This window comes from Cognatundibacterium crateris (assembly GCF_010078235.1).
GTDB lineage: Bacteria > Pseudomonadota > Gammaproteobacteria > Burkholderiales > Burkholderiaceae_D > Undibacterium > Undibacterium crateris.
Map to the genome: position 1 here is coordinate 37,639 of NZ_JAABOS010000006.1, position 22,403 is coordinate 60,041.

A 22,403-nucleotide genomic window follows, 5' to 3' on the forward strand; every position below is an offset into this window, starting at 1 on the left:
TATGTTATTCGACTTCGGCTTACTGAAAACGATTTGGCGTGAGACCGGTACTCATCCACCCTTTACCCGGACTCCGGAAACAGATCTGGTCATGAACGATGAAGGATCGGTACTCGCCTATGAAAAAGGTGGGCGTCCGACCGGCGCGCTGGCGGGCGCATATTTGTATCATTTGGCTCAGATGTGTGCATTGATCAAATCTGGGGATCTGGTGCTGGATCTGGGCTGTGGTCCGGGTAACTTGCTGGCGCAGGTTGCTAAACTGAATCCACGCGCAGAATTTATCGGCGTTGATTTGTCCGAATCTATGCTGGCTCTGGCCGATTTACGCTTCAGGCAAGCTGAGATTCCCAACGTCGAATTGCAGCTTGCCGATATGACCAGGCTCAGCCAGTTCGGTGATGCGAGTTTTGACACCATCATCTCTTCTATGGCGCTGCATCATCTGCCAGACATATCTGCTTTGGAGTGCTGCTTTGCCGAAATGGGACGGGTGCTGCGACCAAATGGTCGCATCTATCTGAATGATTTCGGGCGTCTGAAATGCCGTGAATCAGTCGGCTACTTTGTCGGGCGTGCAGCGGCCGGTGAAGAGCAGGCACTGGCCGATGATTACACGCAATCGCTGCACGCCGCATTTTCGAAAGAAGAATTCGAAGCGCTTGTCGCACGTTATTTGCAAGGAAGGGCCAGGGTATTTAGCACGATAATCAGCCCATTGACCGTGGTCATCAAAGGCGGCAGTTCCTCTCCTTCATTGGTGCCGAAGCGGGAACTGGACATGATCTATCGTGCTCTGCCTGCGCCACGCAAAAACGATGTGCAGCAACTGAAATTATTTCTGCGTCTGGGAGGGCTGCCAAGTGCACTCTGATTCCGGCGTCTGCTCCTCTGTAGCTGATTGCGGCAGCTTACATGCTGCCATACTCGAATGGCGTCTGGCGCTGGGTGAGCATGCAGTGCAGGATGCTCATGCGGCGATGCTCAGATTTGGTATGGATACATGCTCGCAATTGCGACAGATCGATGCGGTCATCACACCGGATAGGCAGGAGCAGCTAAGCGTATTAGTGAAGATCGCACGTTACCATGAAATTACGCTGTACCCAATCAGCACCGGACACAATTGGGGCTATGGTAGCGCTAAGCCAGCTGTCGATCATTGTGTGATCGTCGATCTCGCGAAATTGAAGCGCATCATTGCGATGGATGTGGAATTGGGCCTGATCACTATTGAGCCTGGTGTTACCCAGGCTGATTTGAGGGCTTACCTCGATCAGCATAAGCTGCCTTTCCTGGTTCCCGTGACCGGGGCGGGGCCAAGCTGCAGTCTGATCGGTAATGCGCTTGAACGCGGCTATGGCGTCACTCCTGTCGCGGACCATTTTCAGGCTGTCACCTCGCTTGAAGCGATACTGCCTAACGGTGATTTGTACCGTTCTCCACTGACAGCCACGAGCAAGGCAGGTGCGCCATCCCAGGTATTCAAATGGGGCATAGGCCCTTATCTTGACGGCTTATTTGCACAGGGTAATTTCGGTATCGTGACTCAGATGACGATTGCACTTGCGCGGCGCCCGCAGCAGGTCAAGGCTTTTTACTTCTGGGTCGAACATGATGCGGATTTGGAGCGCGTGGTCGTCGCTGTACGGGAAGTGCTACAGATCGTGGGTTCAAATGTCGGCGGTATCAACCTCATGAGCAGTGCACGTGTGCTTGCGATGTCTGTTCCTTATCCTGAAGAACTGGCAGAGAAAAATGCTGCACTGTCAGCCGCCACGATAGACGCACTCGCTAAACAACACGGAATCACAGCCTGGACCGGTGTGGGATCTGTTTATGGTAGCCGTGAACATGTCAAGGCGAGCTGTGCAGTCATCAGGCGCCTGCTCGCGCCCCACGTCAAACGTATCGTGTTCGCAGACCGTGCCCGTGTGCAGCTGTTGCAAAAGTTAGTCAGACTCTTGCCTGCAAAGTTCTCGGCAAATCTGCCCGCGATGATAAATAAGATGGCTGGTGGCCTTGATTTGATGGAAGGCATACCCAATGAAGTCGCGTTGCCGCTGGCTTACTGGAAATCCGGTGTTACGCCGCCGTCATCGAAGCTGGATCCAGCGCGCGATGCCTGTGGATTGCTATGGTATGCACCAATAATTCCTATGCGCGCGCAAGCGGTACGTGATTACCTCACGATGGTACGCAGTGAGTGTGCACGCTTTGGAATCGAGCCAGCGGTCACGCTCACTTCGCTATCCGAACGCGGCTTCGACAGCACCCTGCCTATCCTGTTCAAGCGTGACCATTCTTGCCAGGAAGCCCGTGCTTTACAGGGATACCGTGCTCTTTTTGCTGCTGGTAAGGCGCTCGGCTTTGTTCCATATCGTGTCGCCAGCCAATTCATGGATCTGGTTGTTGATGCAGAGCAGACTTGCTGGCGCATGGCGCAAACTATGCAGCAATCCATAGATCCCGGTGGCGTAATGGCAAATGGCCGCTATTCGCTGTGTGGCGTTAAAGAGCAGCGTGCAACTGAAAATAAGGATTAGCGCATGGCGACGATAAATACCAGCCGCTTGGCTGCATTGAATAATGGCACTGTGGCTGCGAGCACCTTAGGCGAGTGTCTGGCGGTCGACCAGATTGTACTGCTTAGACATATTTTGACTGCACTCAATTTGACTGTGGATAACAGTGCGCTCGCGACATTGGATGAGCGCTGCGCAGGTATGGGTATCAGCATTCAGGTCGCGATCATCGGGGAATTTCTTGGCGAGGTGACCGCGCGCATGCCAAAGGCGAAACGTGATGCCACATTGGCGCAACTGAGCACCCATCCGTCAGACACCGTTCGCAGTTGGGCTGCCTTTGCTGTCGGCCGTACCAGTGCCGTACATAGTCTTACACAAAGGCTGGATTACATGAGGCCGTTCGCCGCAGATTCCCATTTTGGCGTTCGTGAGTGGGCGTGGATCGCAGTACGGCCCTATATTGCGGCTGATCTTGATCTCGCCTTGCATTGTTTGTTGCCATGGACTGCAGATTCCGATCCCAATATCCGTCGTTTTGCCTGTGAAAGTACGCGTCCACGCGGTGTCTGGTGCGAACACATAAAGCAACTCAAAGAACGCCCGGCTCAGGGTGAGGCTTTGCTTGAATGTCTGAAGGCTGACACTGAACGCTATGTCCAGAATTCCGTCGCCAACTGGATCAATGATGCCAGCAAGAGTGCGCCGGACTGGGCCATCCAGCTTTGTACGCGTTGGAAAAAAGAAGCCAATCCCGATACCAATAAAATCATTACGCGCGCCTTGCGCACCTTGAGTAAGAAAGATACATCGTTATTGAATATGTCTTAACGGACATTCGTCGGGACACGTGCGGGTGTCTTTTTCATTGATGTTCAAAGGAGAAGTCTATGTTATTGCAACAGGAATTGGATCAACTCAGCGCTGGGCTGGCACAACAGGTACCGGCGCAAGTCTTGGCTACGTTTGGACGCGCGATACAGGAAATGAAGGTGTCGGGTATTGAGCAGAACAGTCTGCGCGTCGGTGACAGTGCGCCTTTTTTTCGTTGCCAGCTGCTGATGGTGAAACGGTCACTTTGAGCGGTTTGCTCGCACAGGGACCGTTGGTGCTGAATTTCTATCGCGGACTTTGGTGCCCATATTGCAATCTTGAGCTGGCAGCGCTGCAAAAAAGCCTGGCGACAATAGAGGGGCTGAATGCGACTCTGGTTGCGGTATCGCCGCAGACGCCGGAAGCGAGTGCCGCAACAGCGAGCAAGCTTGGCTTGTCATTCAAAGTATTGGTCGACCAGGGAAATCAGTTGGCCTGGGAGTTCGGTCTGGTCTTTACCTTGTCCGAATCCTTGCGCCCGATCTACGCAGCAATAGGCATAGATCTGCCAGCAGCTAATGGTGACAACAGCTTTATGCTGCCTATGCCAGCCACTTACATCATCGCCCGTGACGGCACGATCGCGTATGCATTTGTCGATGCCGACTACACGCATCGTATGGAACCAAGCGACATGTGTGCTGTGCTTGAGCGCTTGAAGTCTGCCTGATTGTCCAAACCCGGCGCGCTGCTGCGTTTCAGGGGAAAGCTCAGCTACGCGCGATTGCGCACGATTGCACACGAATACATGACTACGCACGACCAGGTATAACCAGGTACGAATGCGTACGTTTGTGCAGATTGATGAAATTGCCGGAGACTGGAATTGTTATGAAAAAACTCGTCATTATCGGTGCCGGAATCGCTGGCAATCTGACAGCCATGTATTTTCGCAAGCTGCTTCCGGAGATTGATATTACCTTGGTTGGGAGGTTAGACCGCAAGCGTCCGATAGTCGGTGAGTCGACGGTGGAATTGACCACACACTTTCTTGAAGCCTTGGGACTCGGCACTCTCCTTGAGGAAAGTCATTACCATAAATATGGGCTGACCTATTACTTCAAATTGCAGCCTGATCCCAGCTGTCGCCGTTATGTAATTCACGAAGCGCCGGGCGTACTGCGTATGCCAGCCTATAACATTAACCGCAACAGGTTTGATCGCGATATAGCAGGCATCAATCAGCAGTTGGGTATCCGTATTCTGCGTGCAGATATCGCTGAGGTGTCACTGGCTGAAAAACGGCCAGACCGTCACGTCCTGACTGTACGTCACAGCGAAGGTGAGCAGAGTACTCTGGAAGCTGACTGGATAGTCGATGCGAGCGGACGTAACCGTTTTCTCGCGAGAAAATTACAGCTGAACAAACCCGTCCCTTATCAACGCAGCAGTTTCTGGTTTCGCCTGACGAAATTCGATCGTACCCGCCTGCGAGAAATAGACGACACGCGGACCGAGCACCGTTGCTACGACCCCTACTATGTGACCCACCATTTTTACGGCAAAGGATATTGGATCTGGCTGATTCCTATGCGGTCGGAAAATGGTGATGACCTGATCAGCATAGGCGTGACTTACCGTGCCGAGCTGATGTACGGAGAGGTCACATCGATAGAACAATTCATCGCCCTGATGCAACGTGACCACCCGGTGATTGCCGGGCTGATCCACACTGGCGTGATCGTTGATACGAATTTGTACAAAAATTATATGTACGAGTCGTCTCAGTATTATTCGGAAAACGGCTGGTTCCTGGTGGGTGATTCTGGCTTTACCTTTGATCCTGCCAATAGTGCAGGTCTGGCCTATTTGGCGCATCAGATTCCGCAAGTTGCGGCCATGATCAAGAAGGATATGGCTGGAACCCTGACACCAGCCTACGTCGCCTCACTGGAGCGGCATTTGGTGGCGCAATTGGCACTGCAGGATGCCTGGAGCAAATGGTATGAGATCATGCATGAGCCGCTCAAAATGGCGTGGACGCTGCTGGTTGCCAATCTGGGTTATTTTCATATCAGCCTGCCCAATTACGTGAATGGCGGATTCCTTGACGGGCACCAGGCGCGGCATTTTGCCGATCTGGTACCGCGCTACATGCCCGACAAACAGCCGGCAGCATATCCTTTTCCCTGCCTGATTGATGCCGTGCTGGCTTCCGATGGTAACAAGTTGGCCGACTGCATTCCCAATCTCTATCCAAAAACAGTTAACTGGGATTTGTACCGGCCGGATGAGGCGGCGCGGCCGCGCTATGCGGCTCGGTATTTCCGTATGCTGGTTCGCATGCGTCTGAAGTTGATGGGGATGGTGAAGTGGCAGTTCAAGCTCTCCCATTTCATATTATTACAAAAGCATATACGTGGTCTGATAGCAGATGCTGGACAAAGCGTTGCGCTGACGCTGTTTCCCAGTCTGTTTTATAAATATGGAACTCCGCCTGAATCACTGGCTTCACCATTTGAGCCGCATGCTGCTTTCCTCCGTCTGGCGTCTCATGACGCGGCAGCATGTGCGCCTTTGCTACAAAAAAATGGACGCCAGTTGTCTGCTATTGCTGCCGGGAGCATGCAAGCGAGCTCAGCCGAGATGCACGTTTGAGCATGAATCGCCCCGATTTTTTACACATGGGAGCAATGGAAATTGCGCAGCGTATACGACGCCGTGAGGTGTCAGCGCTGGAAGTGATGCTAGCCCACATCGCGCGTGCCGAGGCGCTCAATCCTGGCTTGAATGCGATTGTCGTACCACGCTATGAACTGGCACTCGCGGAAGCGCGGCAGGCAGATATCGCCTTGGATACAGAGCTTGTAATCGGTCCGCTTCATGGTGTGCCATGCAGCATCAAGGAAGGGCTGGGCATGGCGGGTTTACCACACACCAGCGGATCGGTCCTGCGCATGGGCAAGCTGGCAAAGAGCGATGGAAGCATCGTTGCGCGGGTGCGTCAGGCCGGGGCAATTCCTATAGGCCTGACGAATATGTCTGAGATGGCACTGTGGCCGGAATCGGACAATCATGTTTATGGACGTACCAGCAATCCATATGACCTGCGTCGCACCTCGGGCGGCAGCAGTGGCGGGGAGGCGGCGAGCGTCGCTGCCGGTGCTGCCGCCTTCGGACTTGGTACCGATGGTGGTGGGTCTATCCGTATTCCGGCTGCCTATTGCGGTGTTTTTGGGCATAAGCCCAGCAGCGGTCTGGTACCCCTGAGTGGCCATCTACCTTTGGATGATATGTTCGCAGCTGAACCTGGCGCACAAGCCATGGCCAGATATTTTGCCGCCGGTCCGATTGCCAGGTCTGCTGCAGATTTGATGCCGCTGCTGCGCATCATCGCAGGTCCCGATGGAATCGATAGCAATATGTGTCAGTCCGTTCTGCGAGACCCGGCTAGCGTCGATTTCGCTGGCAAGACCGTGCTGGTATGCGAAGCACCGTCGGTTCGCGGAGTCGGGAAGATTAGCTCTGCCGCACAACAAGCGGTGGCACGGGCTGCACATGCTTTCGAATTACGTGGTGCCAGAGTCCGTTCGTGGGAGCATCCCTTATTGCGCGATTCGTTTGACATCTGGCTGGCAACGACGATGGCAGCTGCGGGGCCATCGCTCAATCGACTTGTGGGCAATGGCAGTCCTGTTGCCTTGCTCTCTGCTGCAATGGCAGCTTTGCTGGGTAAGCCTCGCCACACGCCAGGCCCGCTGCTCGCCTGCGTGGTGGAACGCTACGCTTCGCCGGGGCCGGCGCGCGTTGCCAAACTGCTGGCGGCGGGAAGATCGCTGCGTGAGGACTTGAGTAAGGCGCTTGGCCCTGACGGCTTGTTGCTGTTGCCGGTGACGCCAGGCCCGGCACCTTTGCACGGTGGTTCGCTCTGGCATCCATTCGATGTGGCCTATTGCGCACTGTTCAATGCTCTGGAATTGCCTGCGACAGTTGCGCCCGTGGGGTTGGCGGAGTCAGGGTTACCCGCTTCGGTGCAACTGGTCGCTTGTCACAACGCGGACCATATCACGATCGCCGGTGCTTTATTGCTCGAGGATGCATTGGGGGGCTGGTTTCCACCGCCAATAGCAGAGCCTTGAATTCACCAGTCCTTCTCTTTGTTGTCAACTTTCAGGTGAATCAAATATGTATCCATCTATGAGTGTCACTGAAATATTTCTGATCGCAATGCTAATGATATTTGCGATTCCTTATACCATTTGGCGCGTGTGCAATACCGACTATTACGCACCTTTGGTTGTGGTACAGATCATTGCCGGCATTGTGCTTGGTCCTGGCGTGCTTGGCGCGCTGTATCCGGAATATTACAAGTTTGTTTTCAGCGCGCCGGTGATTCAATCGTTGAACGGGATTGCACTCTGGGCCGTCATGATTTTCGTCATGATCGCCGGTATAGAACTCGACTTTCGCAAAGTCTGGGAATACAGAAAAGAAAGCACGATCACTGCACTCTTGGCACTAGGTACGCCGATGTTGTTTGGCTGTGTCACCGCCCTTGGCATCTTGATGTACGACGGTTGGAAAGGACCACTTGCATCGGACTGGCAGTTCGTGATCGGGATAGGCATGGCGTGCGCAGTGACGGCATTACCTATTTTGATTTTGCTGATGGAAAAACTGGACATCTTGCGCCAACCGATAGGGCAACGCATACTGCGCTACGCCAGTCTGGACGATGTTGCTATCTGGGGCGTACTGGCGATACTCCTGCTTGACTGGACGCGTGTGGGGCGGCAGTTGGGGTTTTTACTGGTTTATACCGTAGTCACTATCCTGTTTCGCGCAGTGATGGTGCGGCTGCAGGAACGTGACCGTTGGTATGTCGCCCTGATCTGGCTTGCCAGCTGCGCATTGGCTGCGGATTGGGCAGGTCTGCACTACATGGTTGGCGCATTCCTGGCGGGTGTGGTGATGGATGCGGATTGGTATGATCAGGAAAAAATGGACCAACTCCGGCATCACGTACTACTCGTCATCATGCCGGTATTCTTTCTCAGCACCGGATTAAAAACGAACTGGGCGATGGGGGGCACGATGGTGTTTGTCGTTGCTGCCTTTCTGTTGCTGGCTTCGGTCAGTGGTAAGCTGGCTGGTGTCCACCTCGCTGGAAGGATACTCAAATGGGGCGAAGGCGAAGCCTCGGTGATCGGATGGCTGCTACAGACTAAGGCCTTAATTATGATTATTTTTGTCAATATTCTGCTCGAAAAAGGTATTATCGCCAGTGAGACATTTACCGCACTGCTACTGATGGCCATAGGCAGCACCATGCTTACCGTACCCGTGGTACATCCCAAACTGGCACGCTTCCGGGCACTCATTTTCAAACACTGAGTTCCACTTCGTGCATCCATTATTTACTCTTGTTCGGAGGCGCTTTCGCCTGAGCCATGATGGCGAGTGGCTCTCGATATGGATCTTTGCAAGATGGGGGGCAAAGGCTGGAGCTGATTGGCGATTTCGCGCAACAGCGCCAACAGTCTGATTGACAGCGACTTCAGCCTGACTTTACAATCGCGGCTCAGGTGCTCAGGGGCGCCTGCCCGCAAAAGAGGCTCTCACCCTGTGTTATCGCATCCTTACCGGCCAGCCGGTTTGGCCATCATCAGATGTGATCAGCGATTATTCGTTTGACGTAGCGGGTCGTCAGATAACGAATTGGAGCGATCATGTTGTCTTTAGTTTTATTTCAGTTTTACCCCTGTCCGGTTTCCTGTTCCATGTATGCACGGCCTGTCTTCAGTTACAGCGAGGTGCAGGTATGAATCCGCTGATACAGGAAATGAAAACGCGCGCACGTTTGTTGTTGAAGCTGTTGCAGCAGGGACATGCACCTGCATGCAAACATGCGCTGGTGCTCAGTCGTCAGCAGCACTGGACTTTGCCAGAGTGCTGGCAGTTACGCCATAGTCTGAACCTGTGCGCCGCTGAGCTGGGCTTTCAACATTGGGAGCATGCCTTGCAGGTCTTATCCGGTAAAGCGGCGCCCGGCAGCGATATGGCGACTTTATGGCATGGCGCTGAAGTCGCAGGCCTGACCAATCTGTGGTTCAGTGAGTATGCAGAAGCGCGTCAGTGCGCTGAGCAGGATGCGAGTCTGTTCCTGCTCCCTTACCGCAAGCAGTTTATGTTGGTCAGAAGCGAGTATCTGCAAGCGCTGGGGCTGACTGCTGATGCCGGTGTCTGGGATGGCATACAGCGCGATCTGGTACAGGCCTATGCGACGCCAGCCTGGCAACAACTGGTGTTACAGCGTTTACGCCATACCAGAACCGAACGTCTGCATCAGCGCTGGAATGTGCAGCTGGCGAATCTGGATTTGCACAGTAACGCGCAGGAAGCGGCGCGTGTCATGGCCAGTTTTGTACGTGATGACCGTTTACTGAAAATACCTGAGCAAAGAAAAAAACGGCTGGTGATATTGCACTGGCTGCTGGCGCAGCTGGATCAGCACAGGCGATATCCGGAAGCGGAGCTGAATCAATTCCTGCTACAGTTTCACGAAGATTGCGCGACGCTGCGAAGAGAAATGATCATGCACGGTTTGATGCAGCGTGAGAATGCAGTGTATTGGTGTGTGACGGCAGCGAACAAGGAAAGCTGAGCCAGCTGAGGTGGCGCGTGGAACGGCTGCGATCGCGTTGATCGCAGCCGTCGTAACTGGTTGGTGGATTACTGTGCAGGCAGTAATTCCACTTCATGCGGCAACAGGGTATTTGCTGGCAATGGATTACCTGATCTGAGCTTATCGTAGTAAGGCGTAAAGTCAGGCGCGGTACCGTCAAACAATTCCTGGAAACTGTCGATCACAAAATAGGTTTCCTGATAGCTGTCTATCTTGTACAAGGTATTCAGGCAGCGTTCTATCTCCAGATGGATGTGACGCGAACTGGTGCCCGGTGTCAGGCAGTATTCGACTTCACCGCCGGAAGACAGGATGCCCGCGCCGTAGATGCGTAAACCTTGCGGCGTATTGATCAGGCCGAATTCCACGGTGTACCAGTACAGGCGCGCCAGCTGATCGAGTCCACCCAGCTTCATCGCCTTGAGGCCGCCTTTGCCGTACAGCTGAATGAAATCGGCAAACACAGGATTGAACAGCATGGGCACATGCCCGAAGAAATCGTGGAATACATCCGGCTCGACGATGTAGTTGAATTCTTCCGGTGTGCGCAGCCAGACTGTGACCGGGAAGCGGCGATTGGCCAGATGTTCAAAGAAAGTCAGTTCAGGAATCAGACCCGGTACCGCAACGATAGTCCAGCCAGTCGCAGCAAATAATTGTTGCGAGGTTTTTTCAAATTCCGGGATGCCATCGGCCGCATTCATCGCCTGTAGTGCCTCGATGAATTCATCACACGCACGTCCTGGCAGCAAGGCCATCTGACGCTGATACAGACGTCGCCACAGCGCATGTTCTTCTTCGGTATAGGCAGCCCAATCCTGGCTGACTACATAGTGCGCATCCGCCTTGCTATAGTCGCCGCGCAGCGCGGCACCATCTGATTTTTCAGCAACGGTGGCGAGAAAATCCGCATTGCTGACGGTGGTAACTGTATTCGTATCCATTGTTTTAATCTTTTTTAGACAAAAGGCCGACATACAAAGTGTCGGCCTTTTGTTGGAGTCTCACATTAGTGCAGCAAGCTTATACGCTTGCTTTCTCATCTTTCAGTACACCGCGGCGTATCTGATCCAGTTCTATGGATTCAAACAGCGCGCGGAAGTTACCTTCGCCAAAGCCCTGATCGCCTTTGCGCTGGATGATTTCAAAGAAGATAGGGCCGATCACGGTGGTCGTGAAAATCTGCAGCAGCAATTCACGTGAAGTTTCTGTGCTCTTACCGTCGATCAGAATGCGCAGTTTGCGCAATTCTTCCAGATTTTCGCCATGGCCAGGCAGGCGGCGGTCGACCAGGTCGTAATAGGTTTCTATCGTATCCTGGAAAGAAACGCCGGCTGCCTTCATATCGGCCACGGTTTTGTACACATTGTCGGTACCCATCGCGATATGCTGCACACCTTCGCCGTGATACAGGTCCAGATATTCTGCGATCTGGGACTTGTCGTCGGACGATTCGTTGATAGGAATACGGATTTTTCCGCAAGGGGAAGTCATGGCTTTGGACTTCAGACCTGTATGCTTACCGGCGATATCGAAGTAACGGATTTCGCGGAAGTTGAACAGGCTTTCATAGAAGTCTGCCCATTCCTTCATGCGGCCACGATACACATTGTGGGTCAGGTGGTCGATATAGGTCAGGCCATTGCCGACTGGATTAGGGGCTACGCCAGGAATAGCAACGAAGTCCGCATCATAAATGCTGATGTTGCCGATGGAACCAGGCTCAGCGCCATCTTTGCCATGCCAGCGGTCGACGAAATAAATCAGGGAATCACCGATACCTTTGATGGCAGGAATATTCAGTTCCATAGGACCGGTTTTGTTATCAAAGCCCCATGCGCCCAGATCGAGTGCGCGTTTGTAAGCGGCATTCGCATCTTTCACGCGGAACGCGAAGGCGCATACGCAAGAACCATGTTTGCGTGCGAATTTTTGTGCAAAAGAGTCAGGTTCTGCATTGATGATGAAGTTCACATCGCCTTGACGATACAGCGTTACATCCTTGGTGCGGTGTTTAGCGATAGCGGTAAAGCCCATGCTGATAAACAGTTCGCCCATGGCTTTTGGGTCCGGTGCGGCGTACTCTACGAATTCAAACCCATCGGTCCCCATCGGGTTGTCCCAAGTCTGGAAGGTCATGCTTGTCTCCTGTGTCAAATCATCGAATGTAGAACCGATGTCGCCTGCGTCCAGTCTGCCGGATAATTGCAGGCTTGCATCAGTCTTTATGGCTGTATCAATGTCCGTTTCCGGATACTTTTTGATGCAGATCAAACTCACAGTATAGTCCGCAAAACGCGCCATAAAATTCCAAATTTATCCAAAGCTGACTAAAATTGCGCAATAATATTGCTCATATCAATCAATCCTTGGCAAATCATGACAGAGTTAGTGCTGGATAAAATCGACAGGAAAATTCTGGCGATACTGCAGGCAGACGGTCGTCTGACCAATCAGGAAGTGGCAGAGCGGATTAACTTATCGCCATCCCCTTGCCTGCGCCGTATCAAGCGGCTGGAAGACAGTGGCGTGATACGCAAATACGTGGCTTTGCTGGAACCGGCCAAAATCGGTCTCGGCCTGCTCGCCTATGTGAATGTTCGGTTGGAAAAACATAGCGATCAGCCGGGCAAGGGTGCTTCGCGTTCGCCGCGCGAGGATTTTTCAGCATCGGTCGCGCAATGGCCGGAGGTGGTCGCCTGTTATGCGATGACCGGTGAAATGGATTATCTGCTACGTGTGCATGTCGAAGACATGGATCACTTTTCCCGCTTTATGATGGAGACCCTGTTGCGCCATCCGGCCGTGCTGGATGTGAAGTCCAGCTTCGCGCTGCAACAGATTAAAGAAACCACGGCCTTACCGGTGGCAGGATAAAGAACCACTCGCCCTTATTCCTTATCACTCAACACAGAGCAGAGAGAGAGCAGCTATGCAGATTATCGATGCAGCACAAGTCGGGCAGGCGCTGGATTTCCCGCGTTTGATCGATGCGCTGGCGCAGGGTTTCAGCCAGGATTTCAGCATGCCACCACGCCAGGTCTATCGCCTGTCAGAGCAAGCTGGCAACCATGAAGGCTTTGCATTGCTGCCAGCCTGGAATGAGGAGCTGATCGGGATGAAGGCCTTCACCTATTTTCCGGATAATGCAGAAAATCAGTTGCCCACTGTGTTTGCCAAAATCCTGCTGTTCCGGCGTGCAGATGGTGTTCCGCTGGCGATGATCGATGGTACCAGCGTGACCTACTGGCGCACCGCTGCGGTATCGGCGCTGGCGGCGCGCTATTTGGCCCGGCCTGATGCACAGCATTTGCTATTGCTGGGTACCGGTCGGCTTGCCTTGCCTTTGCTGCGCGCGCATCTGAGCCAGCATGCGCTGAGCCGCATATCGGTGTGGGGAAGGGATAGCGCGAAGGCACAGGCGGTGGTCGATCAGTTTTATGCTGAATCAGGCAGCGCTTATCCTGAATTGCAAGTGCAGGCAGTCAGTGAGCTGTCCCAGGTGACGGCAGGCGCCGACATCATCGTGGCCGCCACCGGTTCCGCCACGCCCTTGCTGGCGGGCGCACACATCGCGCCTGGCTGTCATGTGGATATGCTGGGCAATCACAGTCCGGACCGGCGCGAATGTGATACCGCCCTGATTACCCGTGCGCGGGTGTGCGTTGATTCGCGGGAAAACGTACTCAGGGAAGCCGGGGAATTACTAATCCCTATTGCAGAAGGTCAGTTTCAGGCATCGGCCATCGCCGCAGATTTAGCGCAATTATGCCGCGGGGAGGGCAGACGGAAAAATGCAGAAGAAATCACCGTGTTCAAATCGGTCGGTACCGCGCTGGCGGATTTACTCTGCGCCAGTCTGGTATTGAAAACCGTGAATGGCGCTGGCTAAAGCACGCACCGCGTTTTATTTCCAGCCCGGTAAATGGCGCAGCCACTTGGCCGCGGCGCGCGCATTGGCCTTGAAACTGTAATCGAGAGCTGCCACCTGTTCCTGCATCGCTTCCATCAAGACGCTGGCCGGACTGGCTGGCAGCAGCTTCAGATAGGCATCGGCCTCACCATATTCGCGGTGAATTTCCATGCCGGCTTTTTTAGCGATATGGATCATGGTCGCATTCGATGACAGGCAATGCATGTACAGGGTATCGACATCGGCATTGCGGCAATGGATGGCGCCACGTTCAAACAGTCTGGCGCCGACGCCTTTGCCACGTGCGTTTTGCGACACCGATACGCCGAATTCCGCGACCCTGGCTTTGTCGGTGGCTTCATCTTTTTCGGTACGCGGTGCAAATGCCAGATGACCGACACCGATCAGACGGAAACTGTGACTCATCACGCCGAATACTTTGTCCTGTTCAAAATTAATGCCATCTACATATTTTTCTATCATGGCATCCGGCAGATAGGTACCGAAGCGCAGCAGGCGGTCGCTTTCTTCGAGTGCCAGGAAATGGTGCAAGATGCGGTGACGGTCACGTTCCGATAATTCCTTGACATGAATGATGGGACGCGACTTAGACTCCGGCGCGCCGGATGAGGGATCGGAATAGAGGTCGGAGGGCTGCATAACAACTCCTTACTGCATGAATGGTGCAGTGCACAATCAATTGTAGAGCAATAACTGGCTGAACTCCAGCTATTCCGCATGATAGCTGGACTCGCTGAGTAGCTGGCTGTTTTTTTGCTGTAGAGCAAGCGCACTGCCATCCGCTGCGTAGCTGCTGGCAAGCGAAAATTCAGCAGACCTATATTTGCTGCGGCTTCTGGCTCGAAAAACGGCTACGCGCCTTATTTCATGCGGACTTTGGTTTCGGCTTATTTGTTCTCATTAGCTGCAGCAGCTTCGGCTCCTTCAGCAAGCTCAGCACGCAAGGCACGCACAGCGGCAATGCGCGCGCTGCGTACCGCTTCCGGTATCCGCGCCGGGTTGTCTGCACATTGTGCGGCAATGGCACCGGCATTAACCTGGCGCGCTGCCTGCAGCACTGCACGCAGGAAGTCGGTTTGCGGGAAAGGCACTTGTTCAAAGCCAGTACGGCCAAAATGGTCGCATTCCGCCGCCAGCAGAAATTCCAGAAAACGTTCAGGCTTGCGGAAAGCATCATTACGCATCAGCAGGTCGACCAGACTGGCGCTGCGCATTTCCAGCGCTCTGCCCACATTGCCATGGTCGCGCGCCGTCATCACAGCCAGATCGCGGCAATCCCCCGGAACCCGCAAGCGCTGACAAATCGCCTGTACCAGTTCCACGCTGCGCGCTTCGTGGCCGTGGTGACGTGGCCATAATGCAGGATCAGTCTGGCCTTTGCCCAGATCATGTAGTAAAGCCGCCAGTCTGACCGGCAGTGTATAGCCTTGTTGTGCGGCGTAATCGACCACCAGCATCACATGCACACCAGTATCGATTTCGGGATGATGTTGTGGCGGTTGCGGCACGCCCCACAGCGCATCGAGTTCTGGCAGCAGACGTTGCAAGGCACCGCACTCACGTAATACCGCAAACATGCGCGAAGGGACGGCTTCCATGAGGCCGCGTGCAATTTCCTGCCACACCCGTTCCGGCACCAGTGCATCGACTTCACCCGCGTCCGCCATAGTGCGCATCAGCGTATTCGTTTCTGCTGCCACCTGAAATACACGAGGTGGTTGCGAAAAGCGCGCCGCGAAACGTGCTACCCGCAGTATGCGTACCGGGTCTTCAGCAAACGCCGCCGATACATGGCGGAACACGCCGGCCTGTAAATCCTGCTGGCCGCCAAACGGATCGATGATGTGGCCGTCGCTGTCGCGCGCCATCGCATTCACCGTCAGGTCGCGCCGTATCAGATCCTGTTCCAGCGTGACTTCGGCATCGGTATGAAAAACAAAGCCTTTATAGCCCGCTGCAGTTTTTCTTTCGGTGCGGGCCAGCGCATATTCTTCATGGGTTTTCGGATGCAAAAACACCGGAAAATCCTTGCCTACCGGCTGAAAACCGGCAGCCAGCATTTGTTCCGGCGTGCTGCCTACCACTACATAATCATGGTCTTGCACTGCCAGACCAAGCAAACGGTCGCGCACCGCGCCACCCACTTCATAAATCTTCATCAGGGCGACTTCTCTAAACGTGCATCATGGGCAGGAAAGACTTCGGGTTCGGCTTCCGCTTCACGTATCCACTGCGCCACAGCCGGATGCTGAATCACGCGTTCTACATAGGCTTGCAAGGCCGGAGCCAGCGACACTTCATAGGTACGGAAGCGCATCACGACGGGTGCGAAATAGGCATCGGCAATCGAAAAGCTGCCGAATAAATAGCCATGTGCGCCATAGCGTGCCAGACAGTCTTCCCAGATTTCACAGATACGTCCTATATCAGCCTGCGCACCCATGGTGCGGCCTTTACCCGGCAGTGCGGCACGGATATTCATAGGCATATCAAAACGCAATGCAGAAAAACCGGAATGCATTTCAGCACAGATGCTGCGTGCATGCGCACGTGCTGCCACATCCTGCGGCCACAGATGCAGGCTGCTGTACTGGTCGGCCAGGAATTCACAGATAGACAGTGAATCCCATACGGTGATGTCTTTGCTGGTCAGCACCGGTACTTTGCCAGCCAGCGAGTATTCACTGATCAATGACGTGGTATCCGGACGCCCGAGCAAAATACGGATTTCTTCAAACGGAATGCCAAAGGCTTTCAACACCAGCCAGGGGCGCATAGACCAGGAAGAATAATTTTTATTTCCTATCACCAGTGTCAGCGGCGAACGCTGATCGTGCATGATGGCTGCGAGGGCAGGATGAATTTCAGTCTCTTGCATTGCGTTGGCTTTCATCAGGTAATTCGGCATCACTGGCGGACATGCCTTTTGGCACCACCACACCCAGACGGGCTTTCAGCGATTGCGGTTTTTTCTCGAACAGCGCAGCATAATAGGTCGCATTCGACAATACGTTTTTGACATAGCCACGGGTTTCATTGAACGGAATGGTCTCGGCAAAAATGGCACCCTCGACCGGGTGGCTGAGCTTGGCGCGCCAGGCACGCGGACGGCCAGGGCCAGCGTTGTAAGCGGCTGAAGCCAGTGCCTGCGAACCACCCAGATCGGTCAGTACCATGTTCAGATAATTGGTGCCGAGCGCGATATTGGTCTCTATATCATTGACCTGCTCAGGCACGAAATTGCCCAGTCCTATTTTCTTCGCCACATAGCGTGCGGTGGATGGCATTACCTGCATCAGGCCGGAGGCACCGACATGCGATTTGGCCTGCATCACAAAGCGCGATTCCTGACGTATCAGGCCATACACCCAGGCCATGTCCAGCCCGAGCGCCTGCGTCATTTTGTACATGCTGTCGTTGAATGGTGTCGGATAGCGCTGGCTGAAATCGAGCTCGCCACGGGTACGGTCTGAGGTATTTACCATGCGGTCAAGCAGATTGTTTTTACGCGCCAGTTCAGCTGCGGCCAGGGTCTGGCGCTCATTCATTTTGCGCAATTCCCAATTCCATTCGCGCGTGCCTTCCAGTCGCAGATTCATCGCATAAAAGCGCAACGCTCTTTGCAGGTTAGGATTTTTTTCCATCGGCGCCACTTCCTCGGCGCTGACAGGTTTATTGCCAGGTGGGATACCGATTTTGCGGCCATTTTCTTCGCTCGCTAACTGACCGTAAAAATGTATCTGATCGGCGATACCATTAAACAGCTGGCGCGCTTCTTCCTGCTTGCCTTCGGCTTTCAGCGCGCGGCCCAGCCAGTAAATCCAGGCGGGTTCATTGCGCAGATTGGCGGGCATCGCCAGAATCGCATTCTTGACCAGCTTCCAGTCGCCTTCACGCAGCGCGGTGCGTACACGCCACTGATAGGCTTCCTGGCTAAAACGGGCCGCTTCTGCGCGCACCCAATAACCGAGTGCTTCGGGTTCCAGTTTCAACGCTGATTGCAAGGCGATTTGTGCCCAGCCGTTTGCGCGTTCTGTCTCATTCAGTTTGGCGCTGTAGCGTGACAATTTTTCAGCCGCATCTTCGGGGTCGGATTTGGCTGCACGCCCGAGTGCGATGATAAATAATTCTTTACCGGCTTTCGTCCCGTCTGGGCCTTTTTTGAGCAGTGCAGCGGGTTTTTCCAGTGCTTCGCTGATTTTCTTTTCCGGCAGTTCCAGTAATTTTCCCAGGCGTTGAGCTAAGGGCATGGCGCCATATTCACCGGCCATTCTTAACTGATCCCACAGATCGGACTGGCTGAACTGGCCATTCGCGGCCAGCGCATTGACCAGGCTGTAGCAGCCTTCGCCGTAGTCTTTGGGCGAGTTCAATAAGGCCTTGGCTTCAGCCGCGACTTTTTGCTGGCGGCTGGCGCGTGACAGCTGTGCATAGCAGCGCAGCTGGTTATCATCCGCCACCACAAATTGTGGATACTGCTGATCGAACAGCTCCCATTCGCCACGTCGTCCCAATACCAGCAGCCAGTCATTGCGCAGCCGGTCGGCAATCGCACTGCCTTCGTACTTACTCAGGAATTCGCGGAATTCAGCATTGCTGGTTTTACTCAGACGCGAGCGCAGACGGTAGTAATCAACGTAAGAGGGAATATCGTAATTGCTGAGCAAAGCGGCATGCTGATCGGCGCCGCTGGCATCATCATGAAAGGCGGCATCGCGCAGCGCCATGAAGCGGTCATCATCGGTGACCAGGGTTTTTTTGGGTGCATTCGCCGCATGTGACAGCGGGCCCAACAAACCTGCTAAGATCGTCAGGCTTAGCCCGGCTAATTTTCTTTTGAAAGACATCATTCGTTTATCTTTTGAGCATGATTGCTGACAGTATGACACAGCCAGACAAGGGCGCGCATGCGCCAGAACAGTTTCTTTCCAACTCAAGACTGAGCCTGCGCCGCCAGTTATTAGCGCAGCGCAGCGCCGTGCCTGCCGCGCAGCGCGCAGCCTGGGATCGCAGCCTGCAACAACAACTGCTGGAGAAAATGCAGACGCTGCGACCAGCCAGTCTGGCGCTGTATTGGCCTATTCGCGCCGAGCCGGATTTGCGTGCGGTGTATGCAGAACTGCATGCGCTGGGCATACAGCTGGCCTTACCCTGGGTGGTGCAGGCGCAGGCGCCGCTGCGTTTTCTGGCCTGGCAGCCGGGTGATGCGATGGAGGCTGACAGTTACGGCATTCCTTTGCCTGCTCAGCGTAGTCATTTGCTGGATCCTGTGGCGATCCTGATTCCCTGTGTAGGCTTTAATGCTGCTGCTTACCGGTTAGGCTATGGCGGTGGTTTTTATGACAGAACACTGGCGCAGTTACCGCAAGCATTGGCGTTGGGTATTGCGTATCCCGTTGCGGCCTGTGAGTTCGAGCCGGACCACTTTGACTTGCCCATGCATGAGATGCTGGTCGCGCGTTGAGGCTCTGTTACGCTGTCAGGACTGACGCCATACCCGCGCAGCGGTGTTTTTGCTTCAGCTCTGTCTTTATGTGTTATTTCATATATGCAACTCACTTTTAATTCGTTCTCAATCTGAAGCGTGCTGATTACACTGGGCGCATTGTTGATTATGTAAAGTGTTTCATGTCTTACTTAGTTGTATCCCGCTTTTGTTGCATCCCCGTTCTGAACACACTCTATTCACTGTGCATGGCGCAGTGCATGTGATTGTGCCCCCACGCTGAGCCGCTCTGTCGCTCAGCTTCCGTGTTACCCCCATCGATTTTTTTTCATCACCTGACCCATCAGGCTGGTGTGGTGAGCTTCATCGTTTGTGATCGCAAACGCATATATTTAAAGAGGAAATTATGATACGACCCTTAAGTCTGGTGCTGGCGCTGGCCGCCATTTACCCTTCCCACAGTTTTGCTCAAGAGGCAGAACGCGTGGTGATTACCGGTTCTAACCTGCGTGTGACGCAAAAAGAAGGTGCTGCTGCGGTGCAGGTGATCAGCGCCAAGGATATCCGTGACAGTGGCAAGACCAGCGTCGCTGATGTCTTACGCTCGATTTCTGCGAATAGCGGTAACAGCTATAACGAACAATATACCGGCAGTTTTTCAGCGGGTACTTCCGGCTTATCCTTACGCGGCATCGGTCAAAAAAATACCCTGATCCTGGTGAATGGCAAACGCGTGAGCAGCTATGCAACTGCGCAAAATATTCAGGATGTATTCGTTGATCTGAACAGTCTGCCTATGGCTGCGGTACAACGTATAGAAGTGCTGAAAGACGGCGCGTCTTCTGTCTATGGTTCCGATGCGGTGGCCGGTGTGGTGAATATTATCCTCTACCGTGAATTCACCGGAACCGAGCTGACGGTGCAGGGTGGTCAGTCTGCTACCGGCACCGGCCAGTCTGAGCAAAGCGCCTTGCTGCAAACAGGCTGGGGTCAGCTGAACAAAGATGGCTACAGTATTTCGCTGTCGGTGGATGCGCAAAAGCGCAGCAAATTGCAGCAGAGTGATGTGAGCTGGTTACGCGATGCGGATTTCCGCGATCAGCAAAATGGCAGTCTGGGCTGGGTCGCGACCAATTACTTCGGCTCTGATCCTACCCGTACTTTGGGCGGTGTGCAGGGACCTTTGCAGTTGCTGCCTTACTCCGCGCTGACCCCGGGTAAGACGGGGCAGGTGCTGGCCTATAATCCTGCGCCTTACCGTACCCTGATTCCAGGCATAGAGCGTGTGCATACCGCCTTGTCCGGTACGTATCAGATCAACGCTGATACCCAGGCTTATGCAGAATGGCTGCATAGCTATTCGCGCGCCGACCAGACTTTCAGCGCACCACTCAGCGTATCGAGTAATCTGCGTGCCTGGAATAATGCAAATCAATCGCTGACCACGATCCCGGTCGTGCTGCCGGTCGGTCATCCGAATAATCCGGGCTCCACACCGCTGGCTTTCAGCGCCACTTTATTCGATCTGGGACCGCGTCTGAAAACTGATCGCGTCACGTTTTACCGCGCACTGGCTGGGATAAAAGGCTATACCTCAGGCTGGGACTGGGATTTATCCGCCGGGAAATCCAGCAGTGTGATGGTGGAAACGGTCGCCAATTTCGTGAACCGTTATGTGTTCCAGCAAGTGCTGGCTGACGGCAGCTATAACTTTGCCGATCAGTCGAAAAATTCTGAAGAACTCAGAAACCGTCTGCGTCTGTCTACCCGCCGTCCTGCACAATCTGAGCTGACCACTGTGGATCTGAGTGCCTCGTCCGAGTTGTGGACGCTGCCAGCCGGTAAAGTGGGTTTTGCCGGTGGTGCGCAATGGCGCAGGGAGGCCATGGATTCCCAGACTTCCACTGCAGTGTTGAGCGGCACCGAATTGCGTCCCGCGATCAATATCATCAACGGTCAGCGTGACGTGTCTGCACTGTTTGGTGAACTCAGCGTGCCGCTGGTCAAAGACCTGAATCTGAATCTGGCTGGTCGCTATGATCATTATTCCGATTTCGGCAATGCGTTTTCACCTAAGGCCAGCCTGCGTTATCAGGCGGCTGACTGGTTGCTGTTACGTGGTACTGCCTCGCGTGGTTTCCGCGCACCGTCTTTCCCGGAAATTACCAAGAGCACCTCGGTCAGCTATGGCAGTGTGACCGATCCGCGCGATCCGCTGACGCCGAATCAGCCACGTGGCGTGACCAATATCACGATCGCCAATGCGGCTTTGCAGCCTGAACGTTCCGATAATCTGAACTTTGGTATCGTGATCGCGCCTTCCGCCAATACCAGCCTGGGCATCGATTACTACCGCATCACCCAGAAAGGCGTGATCGGTACTGAGTCCGCTGACACTATTCTGGCTTCAGAAAAAACACGTCCGGAAAAAGTGACCCGCGATGAGCAGGGCCGTATCACGACGCTGTATCGTCAATACCGTAATCAGGGCAATCGTGAAGTATCCGGACTGGATCTCGATATACGTCAACGCTTCCAGAGCAGTGACTGGGGTCAGCTGACTCTGAATGGCCAGCTCAGCTATGTGCTGCGCTTTGCCGAGCCTTTATCTGCGGGTGCTGAACTGACAGAGGGAGCGGGCACTAATTACTTCGGTTCCATTCCTAAGTGGCGTGGCGTCAGCTCCGTCAACTGGACTAAAGCTGCCTGGTCAAATACTCTGATCTGGAATTATGTCGGTGGCTATGAGCAAAAATCTGCCAGCAATGAAACGGTGGTGGCTTTCAGTAGCCTGGATCTGACGACTTCTTACAAGCTGAGCCCGGCAACCACGTTGAGTTTGCTGGTACAGAATCTGACGAATCGTCGTCCATCCTGGGATTCATCAACCAGCTTCTTCGATATTACCCAGGCTGATCCGCGTGGCCGCTTTGTGTCGCTCAAAGTGCAGCATCAGTTCTGATCAGGTATCAGATGCAAAAACGCAGGGCGGTGTGATGC

Annotated in this window: 19 protein-coding genes; 13 read left to right on the top strand and 6 right to left on the bottom strand. The window is 54.0% G+C overall.

The annotated features are described in order from the left end of the window. Position 1 precedes the first annotated feature (1 nt). The 9 genes from EYB48_RS12205 (at position 2) to EYB48_RS12245 (ending at position 10,002) form a co-directional block, all read left to right on the top strand. Positions 2–874 (top strand): class I SAM-dependent methyltransferase, encoded by an 873-nt coding sequence (locus EYB48_RS12205; RefSeq protein WP_162020642.1) that lies wholly within the window; start codon positions 2–4, stop codon positions 872–874. Further along, entirely contained in the window at positions 864–2,546 is a 1,683-nt protein-coding gene (locus EYB48_RS12210; RefSeq protein ID WP_162020643.1) for an FAD-binding oxidoreductase, read from the top strand. The genes EYB48_RS12205 and EYB48_RS12210 overlap by 11 nt, the downstream gene beginning before the upstream one ends. Positions 2,547–2,549: 3 nt before the next feature. Further along, positions 2,550–3,356: a DNA alkylation repair protein gene (locus EYB48_RS12215; RefSeq protein WP_162020644.1), complete on the top strand. Its 807-nt coding sequence runs from the start codon at positions 2,550–2,552 to the stop codon at positions 3,354–3,356. Positions 3,357–3,415: 59 nt separating this feature from the next. Further along, the gene (locus EYB48_RS12220; RefSeq protein WP_162020645.1) at positions 3,416–3,607 is read left to right on the top strand and encodes a hypothetical protein; all 192 of its coding nucleotides are present in this window, start codon (positions 3,416–3,418) and stop codon (positions 3,605–3,607) included. Further along, positions 3,604–4,068: a peroxiredoxin-like family protein gene (locus EYB48_RS12225; RefSeq protein ID WP_162020646.1), complete on the top strand. Its 465-nt coding sequence runs from the start codon at positions 3,604–3,606 to the stop codon at positions 4,066–4,068. Before EYB48_RS12220 ends, EYB48_RS12225 begins: the two co-directional genes overlap by 4 nt. Positions 4,069–4,229: 161 nt before the next feature. Then, a complete protein-coding gene (locus EYB48_RS12230) occupies positions 4,230–5,996 on the top strand; it encodes an NAD(P)/FAD-dependent oxidoreductase (protein ID WP_162020647.1) in 1,767 nt (588 codons plus the stop codon). A gap of 2 nt (positions 5,997–5,998) precedes the next feature. Continuing rightward, complete coding sequence (locus EYB48_RS12235) at positions 5,999–7,477, top strand: amidase (protein ID WP_162020648.1); 1,479 nt, start codon at positions 5,999–6,001, stop codon at positions 7,475–7,477. Positions 7,478–7,535: 58 nt separating this feature from the next. Then, positions 7,536–8,732, top strand: coding sequence for a cation:proton antiporter (locus EYB48_RS12240; RefSeq protein WP_162020649.1), 1,197 nt, complete (start codon positions 7,536–7,538; stop codon positions 8,730–8,732). A gap of 427 nt (positions 8,733–9,159) precedes the next feature. Then, positions 9,160–10,002, top strand: a complete 843-nt coding sequence (locus EYB48_RS12245) for a DUF2087 domain-containing protein (RefSeq protein WP_162020650.1) — start codon at positions 9,160–9,162, stop codon at positions 10,000–10,002. Positions 10,003–10,070: 68 nt separating this feature from the next. Here the strand turns inward: EYB48_RS12245 and phhA are convergent, their stop codons facing one another. Together phhA and hppD are read right to left on the bottom strand one after the other, a co-directional pair. Continuing rightward, on the bottom strand, positions 10,071–10,967 hold the full coding sequence (gene phhA / locus EYB48_RS12250; RefSeq protein ID WP_162020651.1) for a phenylalanine 4-monooxygenase: 897 nt from the start codon (positions 10,965–10,967) through the stop codon (positions 10,071–10,073). A 79-nt stretch (positions 10,968–11,046) separates the two neighbouring features. Next, on the bottom strand, positions 11,047–12,162 hold the full coding sequence (gene hppD, locus EYB48_RS12255; protein ID WP_162020652.1) for a 4-hydroxyphenylpyruvate dioxygenase: 1,116 nt from the start codon (positions 12,160–12,162) through the stop codon (positions 11,047–11,049). 240 nt (positions 12,163–12,402) lie between these two features. On the opposite strand from hppD, the gene EYB48_RS12260 reads away from it, so the two are divergent. Next, the gene (locus tag EYB48_RS12260; RefSeq protein WP_162020653.1) at positions 12,403–12,900 is read left to right on the top strand and encodes an Lrp/AsnC family transcriptional regulator; all 498 of its coding nucleotides are present in this window, start codon (positions 12,403–12,405) and stop codon (positions 12,898–12,900) included. Positions 12,901–12,955: 55 nt separating this feature from the next. Next, positions 12,956–13,915, top strand: a complete 960-nt coding sequence (gene lhpI / locus EYB48_RS12265) for a bifunctional Delta(1)-pyrroline-2-carboxylate/Delta(1)-piperideine-2-carboxylate reductase (RefSeq protein WP_162020654.1) — start codon at positions 12,956–12,958, stop codon at positions 13,913–13,915. A 15-nt stretch (positions 13,916–13,930) separates the two neighbouring features. Here the strand turns inward: lhpI and EYB48_RS12270 are convergent, their stop codons facing one another. From EYB48_RS12270 to EYB48_RS12285, 4 genes are all read right to left on the bottom strand, one after another. Next, a complete protein-coding gene (locus EYB48_RS12270; protein ID WP_162020655.1) occupies positions 13,931–14,596 on the bottom strand; it encodes a GNAT family N-acetyltransferase in 666 nt (221 codons plus the stop codon). Positions 14,597–14,844: 248 nt separating this feature from the next. Further along, entirely contained in the window at positions 14,845–16,116 is a 1,272-nt protein-coding gene (locus EYB48_RS12275; RefSeq protein ID WP_162020656.1) for a multifunctional CCA addition/repair protein, read from the bottom strand. Next, a complete protein-coding gene (locus EYB48_RS12280) occupies positions 16,116–16,835 on the bottom strand; it encodes a glutathione S-transferase family protein (RefSeq protein WP_162020829.1) in 720 nt (239 codons plus the stop codon). The genes EYB48_RS12275 and EYB48_RS12280 overlap by 1 nt, the downstream gene beginning before the upstream one ends. After that, positions 16,822–18,807 carry a lytic transglycosylase domain-containing protein gene (locus tag EYB48_RS12285; protein WP_162020657.1) on the bottom strand — a complete coding sequence of 662 codons (1,986 nt, stop codon included), beginning with the start codon at positions 18,805–18,807 and terminating at the stop codon, positions 16,822–16,824. The genes EYB48_RS12280 and EYB48_RS12285 overlap by 14 nt, the downstream gene beginning before the upstream one ends. A gap of 32 nt (positions 18,808–18,839) precedes the next feature. On the opposite strand from EYB48_RS12285, the gene EYB48_RS12290 reads away from it, so the two are divergent. Continuing rightward, positions 18,840–19,421: a 5-formyltetrahydrofolate cyclo-ligase gene (locus tag EYB48_RS12290; RefSeq protein WP_162020658.1), complete on the top strand. Its 582-nt coding sequence runs from the start codon at positions 18,840–18,842 to the stop codon at positions 19,419–19,421. A gap of 388 nt (positions 19,422–19,809) precedes the next feature. Continuing rightward, complete coding sequence (locus tag EYB48_RS12295) at positions 19,810–22,365, top strand: TonB-dependent receptor (protein WP_162020659.1); 2,556 nt, start codon at positions 19,810–19,812, stop codon at positions 22,363–22,365. Positions 22,366–22,403: the final 38 nt, after the last annotated feature.

What these genes read in the sequence shown, in the direction of transcription:
- EYB48_RS12205 (WP_162020642.1), top strand. Translation starts at nt 2, where the DNA reads ATGTTATTCGACTTCGGCTTACTGAAAACGATTTGGCGTGAGACCGGT.
- EYB48_RS12215 (WP_162020644.1), top strand. Translation starts at nt 2,550, where the DNA reads ATGGCGACGATAAATACCAGCCGCTTGGCTGCATTGAATAATGGCACT.
- EYB48_RS12220 (WP_162020645.1), top strand. Translation starts at nt 3,416, where the DNA reads ATGTTATTGCAACAGGAATTGGATCAACTCAGCGCTGGGCTGGCACAA.
- EYB48_RS12230 (WP_162020647.1), top strand. Translation starts at nt 4,230, where the DNA reads ATGAAAAAACTCGTCATTATCGGTGCCGGAATCGCTGGCAATCTGACA.
- EYB48_RS12235 (WP_162020648.1), top strand. Translation starts at nt 5,999, where the DNA reads ATGAATCGCCCCGATTTTTTACACATGGGAGCAATGGAAATTGCGCAG.
- EYB48_RS12240 (WP_162020649.1), top strand. Translation starts at nt 7,536, where the DNA reads ATGAGTGTCACTGAAATATTTCTGATCGCAATGCTAATGATATTTGCG.
- EYB48_RS12245 (WP_162020650.1), top strand. Translation starts at nt 9,160, where the DNA reads ATGAATCCGCTGATACAGGAAATGAAAACGCGCGCACGTTTGTTGTTG.
- phhA (WP_162020651.1), bottom strand. Translation starts at nt 10,967, where the DNA reads ATGGATACGAATACAGTTACCACCGTCAGCAATGCGGATTTTCTCGCC.
- hppD (WP_162020652.1), bottom strand. Translation starts at nt 12,162, where the DNA reads ATGACCTTCCAGACTTGGGACAACCCGATGGGGACCGATGGGTTTGAA.
- EYB48_RS12260 (WP_162020653.1), top strand. Translation starts at nt 12,403, where the DNA reads ATGACAGAGTTAGTGCTGGATAAAATCGACAGGAAAATTCTGGCGATA.
- lhpI (WP_162020654.1), top strand. Translation starts at nt 12,956, where the DNA reads ATGCAGATTATCGATGCAGCACAAGTCGGGCAGGCGCTGGATTTCCCG.
- EYB48_RS12270 (WP_162020655.1), bottom strand. Translation starts at nt 14,596, where the DNA reads ATGCAGCCCTCCGACCTCTATTCCGATCCCTCATCCGGCGCGCCGGAG.
- EYB48_RS12275 (WP_162020656.1), bottom strand. Translation starts at nt 16,116, where the DNA reads ATGAAGATTTATGAAGTGGGTGGCGCGGTGCGCGACCGTTTGCTTGGT.
- EYB48_RS12280 (WP_162020829.1), bottom strand. Translation starts at nt 16,835, where the DNA reads ATGCAAGAGACTGAAATTCATCCTGCCCTCGCAGCCATCATGCACGAT.
- EYB48_RS12285 (WP_162020657.1), bottom strand. Translation starts at nt 18,807, where the DNA reads ATGATGTCTTTCAAAAGAAAATTAGCCGGGCTAAGCCTGACGATCTTA.
- EYB48_RS12290 (WP_162020658.1), top strand. Translation starts at nt 18,840, where the DNA reads ATGACACAGCCAGACAAGGGCGCGCATGCGCCAGAACAGTTTCTTTCC.
- EYB48_RS12295 (WP_162020659.1), top strand. Translation starts at nt 19,810, where the DNA reads ATGATACGACCCTTAAGTCTGGTGCTGGCGCTGGCCGCCATTTACCCT.